At 75.7% G+C, this 15,919-nt stretch carries 14 protein-coding genes and 1 pseudogene; 11 read left to right on the top strand and 4 right to left on the bottom strand.

Annotated elements, in window-relative coordinates; all coding sequences use genetic code 11:
- On the bottom strand, positions 1-1,487 hold a 1,487-nt coding region (locus AB0J00_RS13680), incomplete at its 3' end, for a multicopper oxidase domain-containing protein (RefSeq protein ID WP_357745178.1).
- 269 nt (positions 1,488-1,756) lie between these two features.
- Between AB0J00_RS13680 and AB0J00_RS13675 the strand changes: the two genes are divergently transcribed.
- From AB0J00_RS13675 to AB0J00_RS13660, 4 genes are all read left to right on the top strand, one after another.
- Positions 1,757-2,158 (top strand): VOC family protein, encoded by a 402-nt coding sequence (locus tag AB0J00_RS13675; protein WP_357745175.1) that lies wholly within the window; start codon positions 1,757-1,759, stop codon positions 2,156-2,158.
- A gap of 96 nt (positions 2,159-2,254) precedes the next feature.
- The gene (locus AB0J00_RS13670; RefSeq protein ID WP_357745172.1) at positions 2,255-4,261 is read left to right on the top strand and encodes a thioredoxin domain-containing protein; all 2,007 of its coding nucleotides are present in this window, start codon (positions 2,255-2,257) and stop codon (positions 4,259-4,261) included.
- A gap of 46 nt (positions 4,262-4,307) precedes the next feature.
- Positions 4,308-4,889 carry a hypothetical protein gene (locus AB0J00_RS13665; protein WP_357745168.1) on the top strand — a complete coding sequence of 194 codons (582 nt, stop codon included), beginning with the start codon at positions 4,308-4,310 and terminating at the stop codon, positions 4,887-4,889.
- A gap of 70 nt (positions 4,890-4,959) precedes the next feature.
- Positions 4,960-6,210, top strand: coding sequence for a geranylgeranyl reductase family protein (locus AB0J00_RS13660; RefSeq protein ID WP_357745165.1), 1,251 nt, complete (start codon positions 4,960-4,962; stop codon positions 6,208-6,210).
- Positions 6,211-6,274: 64 nt separating this feature from the next.
- Here the strand turns inward: AB0J00_RS13660 and AB0J00_RS13655 are convergent, their stop codons facing one another.
- A complete protein-coding gene (locus tag AB0J00_RS13655) occupies positions 6,275-7,105 on the bottom strand; it encodes a hemolysin III family protein (RefSeq protein ID WP_357745162.1) in 831 nt (276 codons plus the stop codon).
- A gap of 123 nt (positions 7,106-7,228) precedes the next feature.
- Between AB0J00_RS13655 and AB0J00_RS13650 the strand changes: the two genes are divergently transcribed.
- From AB0J00_RS13650 to AB0J00_RS13620, 7 genes are all read left to right on the top strand, one after another.
- Positions 7,229-8,008 carry an isoprenyl transferase gene (locus AB0J00_RS13650; RefSeq protein WP_357745159.1) on the top strand — a complete coding sequence of 260 codons (780 nt, stop codon included), beginning with the start codon at positions 7,229-7,231 and terminating at the stop codon, positions 8,006-8,008.
- A 49-nt stretch (positions 8,009-8,057) separates the two neighbouring features.
- Positions 8,058-9,275, top strand: a complete 1,218-nt coding sequence (locus tag AB0J00_RS13645; protein WP_357745156.1) for a DUF885 domain-containing protein — start codon at positions 8,058-8,060, stop codon at positions 9,273-9,275.
- Between the two features lie 5 nt (positions 9,276-9,280).
- The gene (locus tag AB0J00_RS13640; RefSeq protein WP_357745153.1) at positions 9,281-9,469 is read left to right on the top strand and encodes a hypothetical protein; all 189 of its coding nucleotides are present in this window, start codon (positions 9,281-9,283) and stop codon (positions 9,467-9,469) included.
- Positions 9,470-9,512: 43 nt separating this feature from the next.
- Positions 9,513-10,124: a PadR family transcriptional regulator gene (locus AB0J00_RS13635; RefSeq protein WP_357745150.1), complete on the top strand. Its 612-nt coding sequence runs from the start codon at positions 9,513-9,515 to the stop codon at positions 10,122-10,124.
- A 32-nt stretch (positions 10,125-10,156) separates the two neighbouring features.
- Positions 10,157-11,143, top strand: coding sequence for an ATP-binding cassette domain-containing protein (locus AB0J00_RS13630; RefSeq protein WP_357745147.1), 987 nt, complete (start codon positions 10,157-10,159; stop codon positions 11,141-11,143).
- Entirely contained in the window at positions 11,140-11,898 is a 759-nt protein-coding gene (locus tag AB0J00_RS13625) for an ABC transporter permease (protein WP_357745144.1), read from the top strand. Before AB0J00_RS13630 ends, AB0J00_RS13625 begins: the two co-directional genes overlap by 4 nt.
- A gap of 234 nt (positions 11,899-12,132) precedes the next feature.
- Positions 12,133-13,431 carry a PhoH family protein gene (locus tag AB0J00_RS13620; RefSeq protein WP_357745141.1) on the top strand — a complete coding sequence of 433 codons (1,299 nt, stop codon included), beginning with the start codon at positions 12,133-12,135 and terminating at the stop codon, positions 13,429-13,431.
- Positions 13,432-13,477: 46 nt separating this feature from the next.
- Here the strand turns inward: AB0J00_RS13620 and AB0J00_RS13615 are convergent, their stop codons facing one another.
- Positions 13,478-13,738, bottom strand: coding sequence for a hypothetical protein (locus AB0J00_RS13615; protein ID WP_357745138.1), 261 nt, complete (start codon positions 13,736-13,738; stop codon positions 13,478-13,480).
- Between the two features lie 59 nt (positions 13,739-13,797).
- Positions 13,798-15,919 (bottom strand): annotated as a pseudogene (locus tag AB0J00_RS13610) (hypothetical protein); the annotation flags it as partial.

Below are 15,919 nucleotides of genomic sequence, written 5' to 3'. Positions count from 1 at the left end.
ACGACGGTCTGCCCGAGCGCGGGGACGTTGACGACGTCGCGCCACTGGACGCCGTCGACCACCTGGTTCCCCACCGAGAGCACCTGCACCGGCCAGACGTGCAGGTGGAACGGGTGGTCCATCGGTGAGGCGTTGACGACGGTCCACTCCTCGACGGTGCCCAGCCGCACCAGGGTGTCGAGGCGATCGGGGTCGAACTCCCGGCCGTCGATGGCGAAGGTCCCGCGGTCCATGCTCAGCACCAGCCGTCGCCGCTGCGCGAGCGGGGCGCTGCGCAGGTCCGGCAGCGCGGGGCGCGCGGGCAGTGTCGGCGGGCCCGGGACCGGCGGTCCGGACACCTGGAAGGTCGCGATCGGCCCGACGTCCCCGGACACGTCCCTCCGTCCACCGCCGGCCCGGCCGCCGAAGCGGTCCACCCCCAGCACCTGCAGGGCGCTGCTGCCCGCGACGGCGGTGACGAGCAGGTCGGCGCGGTTGCCGGTCAGCAGCACCACCTCGTCGACCCGGCGCGGCCGGGGCAGGGCCCCGGAGTCGATGCCGAGCAGGTCCAGCCGCTGACCGTCCAGCCGGAGCCGGACGTAGCGGGACGGGCAGGCGTTGACGACGCGCCAGCGTTCCCGCTCGCCGGGCCGTGCGGTCAGCAGCGGGCCGGTCTGCCCGTCGACCATCACGAGCCGGCCCTCACGGCCGACGAACAGGTCGCGCCGGGTGGGCCCGGCGACCCGTCCGGCTGCGTCCAGCGTGATGTCGGAGACGACCAGCACCCGCTCGCGGGTGACCGGCAGCTCCTGCGGGTCCTCGATGACGAGGGCGCCGTAGAGGCCGCCGAAGAGCTGGGTGGCGACGTGGCCGTGGTGGTGCGGGTGGTACCAGTACACGCCCGGTGGGTGGTCGCCCGGGATCTGGTACTCGTAGTGGAACGCCCCGCCCGGCGCCACGGACACGAAGACGTTGTCGGCGTTGCCCTCCGGGGAGACGTGCACGCCGTGCAGGTGCAGGTTCGTGGGGTCGGCCAGCCGGTTGACCAGCTCGACCCGCAGCCGGTCGCCCGGGCGCACCCGGAGGGTCGGGCCGGGCAGGCCGCCGTTGTAGCCGAGCGCCGTGGCCCGCCGGCCCGCCACGGTCATCGGCCCCTCCGCGGCCACCAGGCGCACCTCCAGCAGGCCCCCGGCGCTGCGCAGCGTCGGGGGCTCGGTGAGCGGGACCGGGCCGGGCGCCGGTGCCGCGCCTGGCGCGGCCGCCGCCCGGGTCGTGAGGGAGCGGCCGCCCAGCAGGGTGGCCAGCACCCCGAGCCCGCCCAGGAGGAGGGCGCTGCGCCGGGTGACCGCGCCGGGCGCAGCGCCGCCGTCCCGCGCCGGCGGTGCCCCGGCCGCGGGACGCGGCGAGGTCCTGCGGACGACCGCCAGACCGGTGGCGGTCAGGAGCGCCGACCCGCCCAGGCCGAGCGCCGCCCAGGAGAGCCAGGTGGAGTGGGTGGAGACGTCCATGAGCGGGACCTCGACGGTGAGGCCCACGCGGGGTGCGGCGCTCGCGGGCTGAGCGCCACGCCACGTCGGTGGGATGTGCGTGTGGGGATGCTAGGCCGCTGGGCGACCGCTGTGCGGCTCCGCCGACGCGCCGTCAGCTCCGGCCCGACATCGGGCCGGGCCGGCGACGAGCTGGGTGGCTGCTGGCCTCCGCACCCGGCCGATCGGCTTCCCTGCGGGGTGTCGGTGGAGTAGGCAGACGTCCGGAGCCGGCGACGACAGGAGGCAGCATGGACTGGAAGCTGGAGGTCCTCGTCATCCCGGTGGCCGACGTGGACCGGGCGAAGGAGTTCTACGCCGGCCGGCTCGGGTTCGGCCTCGACACCGACTTCGCGCCGAACGAGCACTTCCGCGTCGTCCAGGTGACCCCGCCGGGCTCCGCGTGCTCGATCGTGTTCGGCACGGGGCTGCCCACCGGCGCCCCGCTCAAGGGGAGCCAGTTCGTCGTCCCCGACATCGCCGCGGCGGCCGATCACCTGACCGCCGCCGGGATCGAGCACAGCGGGATGGTCCACTTCGTGGACGGCGCCCAGGTGGCCGGGCGGGACCCGCAGGACGCCGACTTCGGCACCTTCGTCTTCTTCGACGACCCCGACGGCAACACCTGGTCGGTGCAGCAGGGCAGGCGGTGACCGATCACGGCTCCGACGCCGCGGCCGCGGGCCTACTCGTCGTCTCCCCGGGGGGATGATCCGTTCGCACGTGGACCACCGGGGGAAGGGGAGGGCATGCCCAACCGTCTCGCCGCCGCGACCAGCCCCTACCTGCTGCAGCACGCCGACAACCCGGTCGAATGGCGCGAGTGGGGGCCCGAGGCGTTCGCCGAGGCCCGGGAGCGCGACGTCCCGGTGCTCGTGTCGGTCGGGTACGCGGCCTGCCACTGGTGCCACGTGATGGCGCACGAGTCGTTCGAGGACGAGGCCACCGCCGCGCAGCTGAACGCCGGCTTCGTCTGCGTGAAGGTCGACCGCGAGGAGCGCCCGGACGTCGACAGCGTCTACATGACCGCCACCCAGGCGCTGACCGGGCAGGGCGGCTGGCCGATGACGGTCGTCACCACCCCGGACGGCGCCCCGTTCTTCTGCGGCACCTACTTCCCCTCCCGCCCGCACCCGCAGCTGCCCTCGTTCCGGCAGGTGCTCACGGCGGTGACCGAGGCCTGGACCACCCGCCGGCAGGAGGTCGAGGCCGCGGGGGCGAGCATCGTCGCGGGCATCTCCCGGCGGCTGGACCTCGGCGCGCCCACCCCGCTGTCGGCGGACGCGCTGGACCGGGCGGTCGCCCTGCTGGCCGACGAGCACGACCGGCAGTCCGGCGGCTTCGGGGGCGCACCGAAGTTCCCGCCGTCCATGCTGCTGGAGTTCCTGCTGCGGGCGCACGCCCGCCGGGGCGACGAGGACTCCCTCGCCATGGCGCGCGGCACCGCGGAGGCGATGGCCCGCGGCGGCATCCACGACCAGCTGGCCGGCGGGTTCGCCCGGTACGCCGTCGACGACCGCTGGGTGGTGCCGCACTTCGAGAAGATGCTGTACGACAACGCGCTGCTGCTCCGGGTCCACGGGCACCTGTGGCGGTCGACCGGCGAGGAGTGGGCGCTGCGGGTGGCCCGGTCGACCGCCGCCTTCCTGGTGCGCGACCTCGGCACGGCGGAGGGCGGCTTCGCGTCGGCGCTGGACGCCGACACCGAGGGGGTCGAGGGGCTCACCTACGTCTGGACGCCGGCCCAGCTGGTCGAGGCGCTGGGTCCGGACGACGGGGCGTGGGCGGCCGAGGTCTTCGGCGTGACCGCCGAGGGCACGTTCGAGCACGGCACCTCGACGCTGCAGCTGCTGCACGACCCCGCGGACGCCGACCGGCTGGCCCGGGTGCGGGAACGGCTGTCGGCGGTGCGGGCGCAGCGGCCGCAGCCGGCCCGCGACGACAAGGTCGTGACCGCCTGGAACGGCCTGGCGATCGCCGCGCTCGCCGACGTCGGCGCGCTGGTCGGGGACGCTGCGATGGTCGGGGCGGCGACCCGCGCGGCGGAGCTGCTGCACCGGGTGCACTGGGTCGACGGCCGGCTGCGCCGGGCCTCCCGCGGCGGCGTCGCCGGCACCACCGCCGGGGTGCTCGAGGACTACGGCGACCTGGCCGAGGGCCTGCTCGCGCTGCACGCGGCCACCGGGGACGGGCGGTGGCTGACCTGGGCCGGCGAGCTGCTGGACGTCGTCGCCGGGCAGTTCGTGGACGCCGACGGCCGCTGGCACGACACCGCCGCGGACGCCGAGGCGCTGGTGTCCCGCCCGTTCGACCCCGCCGACGGCCCCACGCCGGCCGGGGTCGCCGCGGTGGCCGGGGCGCTGGTCGGGTACGGCGCGCTGGCCGGCTCCGCCGAGCACCGGGCCCGCGGCGAGGAGGCGCTGGCGTCGCTGGCCCCGCTGCTGGCCCGGGCTCCGCGGGCGGCCGGCTGGGCCGCGGCGGTGGGGGAGGCGCTGCTGGCCGGGCCGCTGGAGGTGGCGGTCAGCGGTCCGGCCGGGCCGGAGCGGGACGCGCTGGCCGCCGCGGCCCGCGCGGCGGTGAGCCCCGGCGCGGTGGTGGTGGCCGGGGACCCGGACGCGCCCGGCGTGCCGTTGCTCGCCGACCGGCCGGCCGTCGGTGGCCGGCCGGCGGCCTACGTCTGCCGCGGGTTCGTCTGCTCGGCCCCGGTCACCGAGGTGTCCGCTCTCAGCGCAGCGATGACCTCTGGCGCGCGTTGATTACACGCTTACAGTGGAAGCGTCCCGTCGTCCTGAGGAGGACACGATGCACGGCTTCCACCGCTTCCCACCCGGCGACTTCCCCGGCCGCGGCCGGGCCCGCGGCCGGGCCACCGAGTCCGCGCCGCCGGTCGACCGCACCGAGGTCGCCGGCTGGTTCGCCGGCCGGCTGCCCGACGAGTGGTTCACCGGCCCGGTCGAGCTGCGGATCGACCGCGACGAGATCACCGTGATCGGGACAGTCCCCGAGCCCGACGCGGGGGAGGGCGACCCCGCCGCCGCCCGGGCCGGCCGGATCGCCCGGTTCCGCGAGCAGACCCGCGGCCAGCGCATGGCGATCGCCGACGCGGCGCAGGAGCGCTACGGCCGGTCGGTCGCCTGGGGCGCCGCCTGCGGCGACGTCCGCGAGCTGTTCACCACCCTGTCGGTGCCGGTGATGACCCGGCTGCGCCAGCCCGAGCGGTTGGTGCTGGACACCCTGGTCGACGCCGGGGTGGCCCGGTCGCGGTCGGACGCGCTGGCCTGGGCGGTGCGGCTGGTCGGCCAGCACGCCGACGAGTGGCTGGCCGAGCTGCGCGCCGCGATGGCCGCCGTCGAGGAGGTCCGCGCCCGCGGCCCGGAGGTGTGAGTGGAGTGCCAGGGGCGGGGTTTCCTCGCCCCTGGCACTCCACCCGCGGGGACCAGGGACACTGGAGTGCGTGCCTGAGACGCGGGAGCCCACTGACACCGACGTGCTCGTGGTGGGGGCGGGCCCGGCCGGGTCGTCGGCCGCCGCCTGGGCGGCCCGCTCGGGTGCGGACGTCGTCCTGGCCGACGCGGAGTCCTTCCCCCGCGACAAGACCTGCGGCGACGGGCTGACCCCCCGCGCGATGGCCGAGCTCGACGGGCTCGGCCTCGGCGACTGGGTGCGCAGCCGCGGCCGCAACCGCGGGCTGCGGGCCGCCGGGTTCGGCCAGGAGCTGCTGCTGCCGTGGCCCGGCGGGGCGCTGCCGGACCACGGCGGTGCGGTGCCGCGCACCGAGCTGGACGCCCGCATCCGCGAGGTCGCGGTGGACGCCGGTGCGCAGCCGCTGGACGCCGCCCGCGCCGTCGACGTCGAGCGGGACGGCGACCGGGTGACCGCGGTGGTGTTCCGGCGTCCGGACGACACCACCACCGTGGTCCGCTGCCGGCAGCTGGTGGTCGCCGACGGGGTGCGCTCGCCGCTGGGCCGGGTGCTGGGCCGGGAGTGGCACCGGGACACCGCCTACGGCGTGGCCGCCCGCGGCTACGTGCGGTCGGGGCGCAGCGACGACGAGTGGATCTCCTCGCACCTGGAGCTGCGCGGGGAGGCCGGCGAGCTGCTGAGCGGCTACGGCTGGGTGTTCCCGCTGGGCGCGGCGGCCGGCGAGGTGAACGTCGGCGTCGGCACGCTGGCCACGGAGAAGCGGCCGGCGACGGCGCGCATGCGCAGCCTGCTGCAGGTCTACGCCGCGCAGCGCCGCGACGAGTGGCAGCTGGACGGCGAGGTGCGCGCGCCGGCGAGCGCCCTGCTGCCGATGGGCGGCGCCGTGTCCGGGGTGGCCGGGCGCAACTGGGCGCTGGTCGGCGACGCGGCGGGCTGCGTGAACCCGCTCAACGGCGAGGGCATCGACTACGGCCTGGAGACCGGCCGCGAGGTGGTCGCGCTGCTGGGCTCCGACGACTGGTCGAGGGCCTGGCCGGCGACGCTGCGGCGGCACTACGGCGAGGCGTTCTCCATCGCCCGCCGGCTGGCCGGCCTGCTCACCGTGCCCCGGCTGCTCCCGGCCGCGGGCCCGGTCGGCATGCGCTCACGGGTGCTGATGACCGTGGCGCTGCGGGTGATGGGCAACCTGGTCACCGACGAGGACCGCGACGTCGTCGCCCGCGCCTGGCGCCTCGCCGGCAAGCTGTCGCTGCAGCTGGACCACCGCACGCCTTTCGCCTGAAGCGGCTCAGCGCACGCCGGGAACGGCACCTGGCCGCGGTGCAATCCGGAGGATCGCGGTGTGCTCAGCTGGTGAACGGGCTGTTGTAGATCGCGAAGTAGACCGCGATGTAGTGCGCGATGGCCGCGACGATGGTCATCGCGTGGAAGACCTCGTGGTAGCCGAAGACGCCGGGCGCCGGGTTGGGCCGCTTGAGCGCGTAGGCGACCGCGCCGAGGCTGTAGAGCACACCGCCGACGATCATCAGCGTCAGCACCGTGACGCCGACCAGGTGGAGGATGTCGGTGAGCACGAACACCGCGACCCAGCCCAGCGCGATGTAGATGGGCACGCCGAGCCAGCGGGGCGCGGTGGGCCAGGCCATCTTGAGCCCGACCCCGCCGATGGCGCCGGCCCAGACGACGCCGAGCATCCACCAGCCGGTGGGCTCGGGGACGGCGAGCACCGAGAACGGCGTGTACGTGCCGGCGATGAACACGAAGATCATCGAGTGGTCGAGCCGCTTCATCAGCTTCCAGCCGCGCGGTGACCACCGGCGCCGGTGGTAGAGCGCGCTGATGCCGAACAGGCCCCAGATCGTCACGCAGTAGACCGAGACCGACACCCCGGCGCGCAGGCCGTGGACGGCGGCGAGCGGGATCAGCACGGCGGCGGCGGCCAGCGAGCCGAAGAAGGCGAAGAAGTGCAGCCAGCCGCGGAAGCGCGGCCGGGTGTCGGGGTGGTCGAAGTCCTTGTCCCCGTAGTCCTCGACGGACCACTCGCCCGGCCGGCTGACGGCCTCGACCCGCTCGCCCTCGGCGGCGACGGTGCCCACGGCCTCGTCGAGGGGGCCCTGCAGCTCGGCCCCGTCGGCCTGCACGCGCGCGGGCTCACGGTGGTCGGCGGCGGTGCTCATGAGCCGAGGTTACGGAGCCGTAGGTCCGCCGTCATCCCAGGGGCGCTGTGAATCGGGCGGGCTCCCCGGCGGGTCGCCGGTCTCGAGTCGGCAGCGGCTGCCGGGACGCCTAGGCTGCGGGGCGTGGGGGTGCGCGCACAGGTCCGCGAGGTCCTCACCGCGCTGTACGAGCTCCGGCTGGCGCGGGCGCTGGAGGGCGCCGACGTGCCGCGGCACGTCGGCGTGATCATCGACGGCAACCGGCGCTGGGCGAAGGCGATCGGCCTCGAGGACGTCAGCGAGGGCCACCGCCGCGGCGCGGACAAGATCGCCGACTTCCTCAGTTGGTGCGACGAGGCCGGCGTCGAGGTGGTGACGCTGTTCCTGCTGTCCACGGACAACCTGTCGCGCCCCGAGCCGGAGCTCACCCCGCTGCTGCGGATCATCGAGGGCGTCGCCTGCGACCTGGCCGGTCCCGGCCGGCGCTGGCACCTGCGGGCGGTCGGCGCGCCGGAGCTGCTGCCGGCCGAGACGGTCGCGGTGCTCAAGCAGGCCGAGGAGGACACCCGCGACCGGCCGGGGGCGAGCGTGAACCTGGCCGTCGGCTACGGCGGGCGCCGGGAGATCGCGGACGCCGTCCGGTCGCTGCTGGCCGAGCACGCCGAGCGGGGCACCTCGCTGGACGAGCTGGTCGACCTGCTCACCGTCGACCACATCGCCGAGCACCTCTACACCCGCGGGCAGCCGGACCCGGACCTGGTGATCCGGACCAGCGGTGAGCAGCGGCTGTCGGGGTTCCTCACCTGGCAGACGGCGCACTCGGAGTTCTACTTCACCGACGTGTACTGGCCGGAGTTCCGCCGGGTCGACTTCCTGCGCGCGCTGCGCGACTACTCCGCCCGGCACCGCCGGTTCGGGGGCTGACCCGGAGCGGTCCGCGGCGCCGGCCGGCCCGGCTGAGAGACTGCCGACCATGGCAGCCGGCGCGGTCGACCTCCCTCTCGAGTACGTGCGGCTGGGGCTGCGCTTCGACCGGCTGGAGCCCGGGTTCGTCGACGCCTACACCGGCGACCCGCGGATCCGGGCCCAGGTGGCCGACGAGCCGGCGCCGACCCCCGCGGGCCTGCGCGACCAGGCCCGCGCGCTGCTGCACGAGCTGGACGCCAGCCCGCTGCCGGACGCCCGGCTGGCGTACCTGCGCGGGCAGCTGACCGGGCTGGAGTGCTCGGCCCGCAAGCTCGGCGGCGAGCCGGTCGGGTTCCTCGCCGAGGTGCAGGCGTACTTCCAGGTCGGCATCGAGCTCGGCGACCCGGCCGGATACGCCGCCGCGCACGCCGAGCTGGAGCGGCTGCTGCCGGGCAGCGGCACCCTGGCCGAGCGGTACGCCGTGCACCGCCGCCGCGAGGAGTGCCCGCCGGAGCGGCTGGAGGTCGCCGTCCACGCGTTGTCCTCGGCGCTGCGCGACCGGGTGCGCGGCCAGTACGGGCTGCCCGAGGTCGAGACGGTGCGCTACGAGGTGGTCACCGACAAGCCGTGGTCGGGGTTCAACTACTACGAGGGCGGCTACCGCTCGCGGGTCGCGATCAACGCCGACCTGCCGCACCGGCTCGGCCAGCTGCCGCACCTGGTGGCGCACGAGGCGTATCCCGGCCACCACACCGAGCACTGCCGCAAGGAGCAGGGGCTGGTCGAGCGCGCCCGCCACCTCGAGCACACCGTCTTCCTGGTCAACACCCCCGAGTGCCTGATGGCCGAGGGGCTGGCCGACCTGGGCGTCGAGGCGGCGATCGGCGACGGCTGGGGCCCGTGGGCGGCCGACGTCCTCGGCGACCTGGGGCTGCGCTTCGACGGCGAGCTGGCCGAGCGGATCGCCGCCGCGGCGGCCCCGCTCAACCGGGTGCGGCAGGACGCCGCCATCCTGCTGCACGACCGCGGTGCGGACGCCGACGTGGTGATCGCCCACCTGCAGCGCTGGGGGCTGGTCAGCCACGACCGCGCCGTCCAGCAGCTGCGGTTCCTCACCGACCCGCTGTGGCGGGCCTACATCTCCACCTACGTCGAGGGCTTCGAGCTGCTGTCGTCCTGGCTGGGCGCGCGCCCCGCGGAGCAGCCGGTCGCCGACCGGTTCGTGCGGCTGCTGGACGAGCCGCTCACGCCGGCCGTCGTCGCGGCCGAGCTCGCGGCCGGCTGAGCGGGGTGGCAGCGCGGGACCCCCGGCAGCGCCGCCTGCTGGGGCTGTGGACGGCGGGCTGGCTGTTCGTGCTGCTGCTCGTCGGGCTGCTGCGGGTCGGCGACCTGTCGCTGCAGTGGCCGGTGCTGCTGGTGCCGGTGCTGTGGGCGCTGCTCGCCGTGCGCCCGCGCCAGGGCCCCCGCCCGCAGCGGTGATCGCGGCGGCGGCGTCCGGACCCGGAGGAGGCAGAGTGTGCGCATGTCGACCACGCGGCTGCTGCTGCTCGGGGCGGTGCGGATCTTCCAGCCCGTGCACGGCTACCTGCTGCGCCGGGAGCTGCTGAGCTGGCAGGTGGAGGACTGGGCGCACGTGAAGCCCGGGTCGATCTACTCGGGACTGCGCACCCTGGTGGGCCTCGGGTTGCTCGCCGAGTCGCCCGGGGAGCCGGTGGCCTACCGGCTGACCCCGGACGGCGAGGTGGAGTTCCGCCGCCTGCTGGTCACCGCACTGCGCGAGCCCGACCCCGGTGACGGCACCCGGCTGCTCGGCGGGCTGTGCTTCATGACGGCGCTGCCGCGGGCGGAGGTGCGGGAGGCGCTGCGTGCCCGGTTGCTGGTGCTCGACGCGATGGCGGCGAACGCCGCCGCCACCGTGCGGTCGATCGAGCAGAGCCGGCTGGCGCCCGCTCCGGCCGCGGAGCTGTCCCGGCTGATCGGGCACTGGCTGGCCGGCGAGCGCACGTCGGTCCTGGAGCTGTGCGGGCGGCTGGACGCCGGGCACTACCGGTTCGCCGGCGAGCCCGGTGCCCCGGACCAGCCGGTCGAGGGGATCTGGCCGCCCGGCCTCCTGGACACGCCGGGAGCCGGTTGACCGGCGACTAGTCAAACTTGAACACTGTCGCCGTGATCCACGCCCGCGGCCTCGCCCGCACCTTCCGGAAGAAGAAGCAGGAGGTGCGCGCCGTCGCCGGCGTGGACCTCGACGTGGAGTCCGGCGAGATCGTCGGCTTCCTCGGCCCCAACGGGGCCGGCAAGACCACCACCCTGCGGATGCTCACCACGCTGCTGGTGCCGACCGAGGGCACCGCGACGGTCGCCGGCTGCGACCTGCTCACCGACCCGGTCGGGGTCCGCCGCCGGATCGGCTACGTCTCCCAGAGCGGGTCGACCCAGCCCGAGGCGCTGGCGGGGGAGGAGGTGGTCGACCACGCCCGGCTCTACGGCCTGAGCACCGCGGAGGCCACGGCCCGCGGCCGGCGGCTGTTCTCCGAGCTGGACCTGGAGGGGCTGTGGGAGCGCAAGCCCAAGGCGATGTCCGGCGGTCAGCGCCGGCGGCTGGACATCGCGATGGGGCTGGTGCACGAGCCCGGCCTGGTCTTCCTCGACGAGCCGACCACCGGCCTCGACCCGCAGGCGCGGGCGAACCTGTGGGAGCACGTCCGCGGGCTCCGGGAGGAGCGGGGCACGACGGTCTTCCTCACGACCCACTACCTCGACGAGGCCGACGCGCTCTGCGACCGGGTCCTGGTCATCGACCACGGCGCCATCGTCGCCGCCGGCACCCCGGACGAGCTGAAGTCGCGGGTCGGCGGCGACGTCCTGACCGTGACCGTCGAGCGCGCCGGGCAGAGCGGCGACGCGGCCCGGCTGATGGCCGCGCTCCCCGGCGCCGAGGCGCCGTCGGTGCACGACACCCGGGTGGTCGGCAGGACGCCGAACGGTGGGGCCGCGCTGGTCCGGCTGGTGCGCGAGCTGGACGCCGCAGGCATCGACGTCGCCGGGGTGGAGAGCCGCCGGCCCAGCCTGGACGACGTGTTCCTCGGCCTCACCGGCCGGTCGCTGCGCGAGGAGGGCCAGCACCCGGCCCCGGAGCTGGAGGTCGCCCGATGAGCACCCTGGGCCGCGACACCTGGACGATCTTCGCCCGCTCGATGCGGCTGTCGCTGCGCAACCCGGCCTGGCTGGTCATCAGCCTGCTCCAGCCGGTCCTCTACATCACGCTGTTCGGCCCCCTCCTCGAGCCCATCAGCGGCCAGCTGGGCACCGGGAACGCCTACCAGCTGTTCGTCCCCGGCATCCTGGTGCAGCTGGGCATCTTCGGTGCGCTGTTCGTCGGCTTCGGGCTCATCGCGGAGTACCGGGCCGGGGTGATCGAGAGCCAGCGGGTCACCCCGGCACCTCGGACGGCGCTGCTGCTGGGGCGGGTGCTGCGCGACGTCGTGGTGCTGCTCGTGCAGAGCACGCTGCTGGTGCTCGTCTCGGTGCCGCTGGGGTTGCGCGCACCGTGGCTGGGCGTCGTCCTCAGCCTGCTGGTGGTCGCGCTGCTGGGGGCGGCCTTCGCCTCGGTCAGCTACGCGCTGGCGCTCACGCTCAAGAGCGAGGACGCGTTCGCCCCGCTGCTCAACGCCGTCGTCCTGCCGGTCCTGCTGCTGTCGGGGATCCTGCTGCCGATGACGCTCGCGCCCGGGTGGCTGCAGGCCGTCAGCGACGTCAACCCGCTCAAGCACGTCGTCTCCGGCGTGCGGGCGTTCTTCGCCGGCGACTACGGGACCAGCACCGCCTGGTGGGGCGCCGGGCTCACGCTGGCGCTGGGGGTGCTCGGCTGGTGGTTCGGCGTGCGACGTTTCCGGCAGGAGTCCAGCTGACGAACGACAACCCATCTGTCACACCTTCGTGTGTCGTGGCGGTGCTCCTGTCGTAGGGAGGGCCTAGCGTCCGCGGTGGACGGGGAGCCCGCCTCGCCGTCCACGGGAGGCCCGGTTGGTGCGACTGCGAACGTCGAACCGAGGGGCCGGTTCCCGGCCCCTGCGCCGGGTCCCGGCCACCTTCGAGCCGGGGCGCGTCCTGGAGCCAGGTCGCCGCCCCACGGGAGTCGATCCGTGAGCACTCGCCGCCGCACCTACGTCCTCGACACCTCCGTCCTGCTCTCCGACCCGGGCGCGCTGCTGCGCTTCGAGGAGCACGAGGTCGTCGTCCCCCTGGTGGTCATCGGGGAGCTCGAGGACAAGCGGGACCACCCGGAGCTGGGCTGGTTCGCCCGTCAGACGCTGCGCCTGCTGGACGACCTGCGCGTCCAGCACGGGCGGCTCGACGCCCCGGTGCCGGTGGGGGAGGACGGCGGCACGCTGCACGTCGAGCTCAACCACAGCGAGCCGTCGGCGCTCCCGGCCGGGTTCCGCAGCGACTCGAACGACTCGCGGATCATGGTCGTCGCGCTGAACCTGCGGGCCGAGGGCCGCGACGTGTGCCTGGTGACCAAGGACGTGCCGCTGCGGGTCAAGGCGGCCGCGGTGGGCCTGGACACCGAGGAGTACCGCGGTCTGGGCGTCGTCGACACCGGCTGGACCGGCATGGCCGAGATCGGCCTGGACGACGCCGGGATCGGCGCCCTCTACGACGCCGGCACGCTGTTCCTCCCCGCCGCCGCGGAGCTGCCCACGCACACCGGGCTGGTGCTGCTGTCCTCGCGCGGCTCGGCGCTGGGCCGGGTCACGCCCGACAAGCACGTGCGGCTGGTGCGGGGCGACCGCGAGGTGTTCGGTCTGCACGGCCGGTCGGCGGAGCAGCGGATCGCGCTGGACCTGCTGCTCGACCCGGAGGTCGGCATCGTCTCCCTCGGCGGCCGTGCCGGCACCGGCAAGTCGGCGCTCGCGCTGTGCGCGGGGCTGGAGTCGGTGATGGAGCGGCGGGCGCACAAGAAGGTGGTCATCTTCCGGCCGCTGTACGCCGTCGGCGGCCAGGACCTCGGCTACCTGCCCGGCAGCGAGGGCGAGAAGATGGCGCCCTGGGCGCAGGCGGTCTTCGACACCCTCGGCGCGCTGGTCTCCGGCGACGTCGTCGAGGAGGTGCTCGCCCGCGGGCTCATCGAGGTGCTGCCGCTGACGCACATCCGCGGCCGGTCGCTGCACGACTCGTTCGTGATCGTCGACGAGGCCCAGTCGCTGGAGCGCGGGGTGCTGCTGACCGTGCTGTCCCGGCTGGGCACCAACTCGCGGGTGGTGCTCACCCACGACGTCGCCCAGCGCGACAACCTGCGGGTGGGCCGGCACGACGGCGTGACCGCGGTCGTCGACGCCCTCAAGGGGCACCCGCTGTTCGCGCACGTGACGCTGACCCGCTCGGAGCGTTCACCGATCGCGGCCCTGGTCACCGAGATGCTCGAGGACCTGCCCTTCTGAGGTGTCGCGGGGAGGGTGGCCCGGCCGCCCTCCCCGCGACGGACCGTCAGGGGAACGGCGGCGGCTCGGCGGCCGGCTCGACCTCGGGCTCGGCGGCGGCCGGGCCCGCCGGGGTGGCCCGGGACGGGGTGCGCGGCGGCGTGCTGGCCCACTGCACCAGCGCGACCGCGAACCAGCCGGCGCCGAGGCACCACAGCACGCGGGTGAGCACGTCCTCGGTGGTGAGGTCGCCGCGGAGCCCGAGCGCGAGCACGGGGAGCGCCAGCACGAAGCCGGTGATCACCACCGGCCAGCGGAACGGGCTCATCGCTGCCTCCTGCCGGGGCGCTCGTCAGCCGCCGAGCGCGACGCGGTCCCGCGCCTCGCTCACGGGTGCAGCTCCTCCAGCCGCTCGCACAGCAGCGAGGCCCAGCGGTGCGGCGTCGCCCGGGCGCCGTCGACCGCCACGACCGGCGCGGTGACGTGGCTGAGCACGGCGGCCGGGTCGGCGGTGGCCTCGGTCTCCTGGACCATCACCGCGTCGGTCCGCGGCAGCGCGTCCAGCCACGGGACGACGTCCTCGAGCTTGCGGGTCGAGTCGACGACGGCCCACACCGCGGCCGGCGTCCACACCTGCAGCATGTGCGCCAGCCAGCTGCCGGCCGCACCGGTGCGCAGCGGGGCGTCGACGGCGACGATGGTGACCGTGCCGGCACCGGCGCTCTGCCGGCGCCGCTCGTAGGCGGCGTCCAGCGTGGTGATCCGGTTGGCCTCGGGCACCAGCCCGGCCGAGTCGCCCGAGGTCGCCCACTGCACCCGGCTGGGGTCCAGCCGCAGCGACGCGGCCAGCGACCGGGCCGCGGCGAGCGCGTCGCTGCCCGGGCCGACGACGAGCAGCACGTCACCCGGCTCGCTGGGCACCCGGGGCGCCGGCGGCAGCCGATCGGCGAGGGTGCGCACGAGCGCGGCGTAGGTGCCGCGCTCCGCCGCGTCGGCGGTGAAGTCCGGGCTGATCAGGAACTCGGGCAGGCCGAGCGCCAGCAGCTGGGCGACCAGCTGGTCGGCGTCGGTCAGGCCCAGCGCGGACAGATCGGTCGGGCGGGGCCGCGTCAGCCGGGTCACGGTGGCCAGCCCCGCGGGGCGCGACCCGGGGGTACGGCCCTCGGGTGCGCCGGTCACCGCGCGCATGCCGCCCGGGCGGGTGGTCGGCTCGACCGGCGTCGGGACGGCGGGGCGGCTCCCCGACGCCACCGGGCGGGACCGACGCGGCGGCGGGACCGCGGGACGGCCGCGCAGCAGCGGCGGGATCCCCGCGGCACCGGACTCGGTGAGCAGCGCCAGCGCCGGCAGGATCGCGGTGGCGTCCAGCGGCAGCGGGGCGGGGCCGCCCACGGTGCGGCCGACGGACGCGGACGCACCGACCGGCTGGGCCGCCCGCTCCGGCTCCGGGCCCGCTGCCGGGGTGTCGTCGCGGAGGGCGCTGGCCAGGAGGGCGTCGCCGAGGAGCACCTCGTCGTCGGTGGCCACCTCGGCGGTGGTCTCCGGCGCGGGCGCCTCGACGGTGGTGTCCTCGCTGATGACCGGGTCCTCCTGGGGAAGCGGCGCCAGGTCCGCGGCGGCGTGCTGGGCCTCGAGGTGCTGGGCGTCGAGGCGCTGGACGTCGACCTGCTGGACGTCGACCTGCTCGGGGACGACGACGGGCGCCGGCTCCTCGGCGAGCTCGGTGGCGTCCGGCGACCGGTGCCGGCCCTTGGCGCGGCGGCCCGGGACGAAGGCGGCGTTCTCGGCGCAGGCCTGCTGGATGAGGTCCTGGACACCGAGCGGTGCGGTGCGGGCGGCCGGGTCCTCGTCGGCGGGCTCGGTGTCGACGACCAGCGGTGCGTCGGGGACCTCGACGAACTCCACGACCTCGACCGCCGGGGACAGCCACTCGGCCAGCTCGACCAGCTCGGTGTCGACGACCTGACCGACGACCGGCTCGACCGTGGCGGTCCCGGCGACGTCGTCGTCCCACCCGCCGAGGGCGGCGAAGACCGACGCGACGAGGGAATCGGCGGCCTCTGCGGACAGGTCGGTCGGCTCGGGCACCGAGGCGGACGTGGTCTCGACGACCGGCTCGTCCGCGATGACGGGCGCGGCCTCGACGACGACGGGCACGGCCTCGACGACGACGGGCACGGCCTCGACGACGGGCTCACGGACCAGCTGGGTGAAGCGGATGACGTCGAACTCGCGCTCGACGAACTCGGGCTCCGCCACCGGCTCGGGCTCCGCGACGACCTCGGTCATGACGGGCTCGACCACGGCGGGCTCGATGACCTCGGCAACGGGCTCGACCACGATCTCGGCGACCGGCTCCGCGACGACCTCGATCACCTCCGGCTCGATCGCGACGGGCTCGGTGGTCTCGGCAACGGGCTCGGCGGCGACCTCGGCCACGGGGAGGACGACCTCGGCGATGGGCTCGGCGATGACCTCGACCGGGGGCGCGACGACCTCGGGCTCGGGC

The sequence above is a fragment of the Modestobacter sp. NPDC049651 genome (assembly GCF_040659695.1).
GTDB lineage: Bacteria > Actinomycetota > Actinomycetes > Mycobacteriales > Geodermatophilaceae > Modestobacter.
Note: the sequence above shows the minus strand (reverse complement) of the source record. Positions and strands in the feature narration are given on the sequence as shown.

Excerpts from the sequence above, each read along its gene's own strand:
- AB0J00_RS13675 (WP_357745175.1), top strand. The coding sequence starts at position 1,757 with ATGGACTGGAAGCTGGAGGTCCTCGTCATCCCGGTGGCCGACGTGGAC.
- AB0J00_RS13670 (WP_357745172.1), top strand. The coding sequence starts at position 2,255 with ATGCCCAACCGTCTCGCCGCCGCGACCAGCCCCTACCTGCTGCAGCAC.
- AB0J00_RS13665 (WP_357745168.1), top strand. The coding sequence starts at position 4,308 with ATGCACGGCTTCCACCGCTTCCCACCCGGCGACTTCCCCGGCCGCGGC.
- AB0J00_RS13655 (WP_357745162.1), bottom strand. The coding sequence starts at position 7,105 with ATGAGCACCGCCGCCGACCACCGTGAGCCCGCGCGCGTGCAGGCCGAC.
- AB0J00_RS13645 (WP_357745156.1), top strand. The coding sequence starts at position 8,058 with ATGGCAGCCGGCGCGGTCGACCTCCCTCTCGAGTACGTGCGGCTGGGG.
- AB0J00_RS13635 (WP_357745150.1), top strand. The coding sequence starts at position 9,513 with ATGTCGACCACGCGGCTGCTGCTGCTCGGGGCGGTGCGGATCTTCCAG.
- AB0J00_RS13625 (WP_357745144.1), top strand. The coding sequence starts at position 11,140 with ATGAGCACCCTGGGCCGCGACACCTGGACGATCTTCGCCCGCTCGATG.
- AB0J00_RS13615 (WP_357745138.1), bottom strand. The coding sequence starts at position 13,738 with ATGAGCCCGTTCCGCTGGCCGGTGGTGATCACCGGCTTCGTGCTGGCG.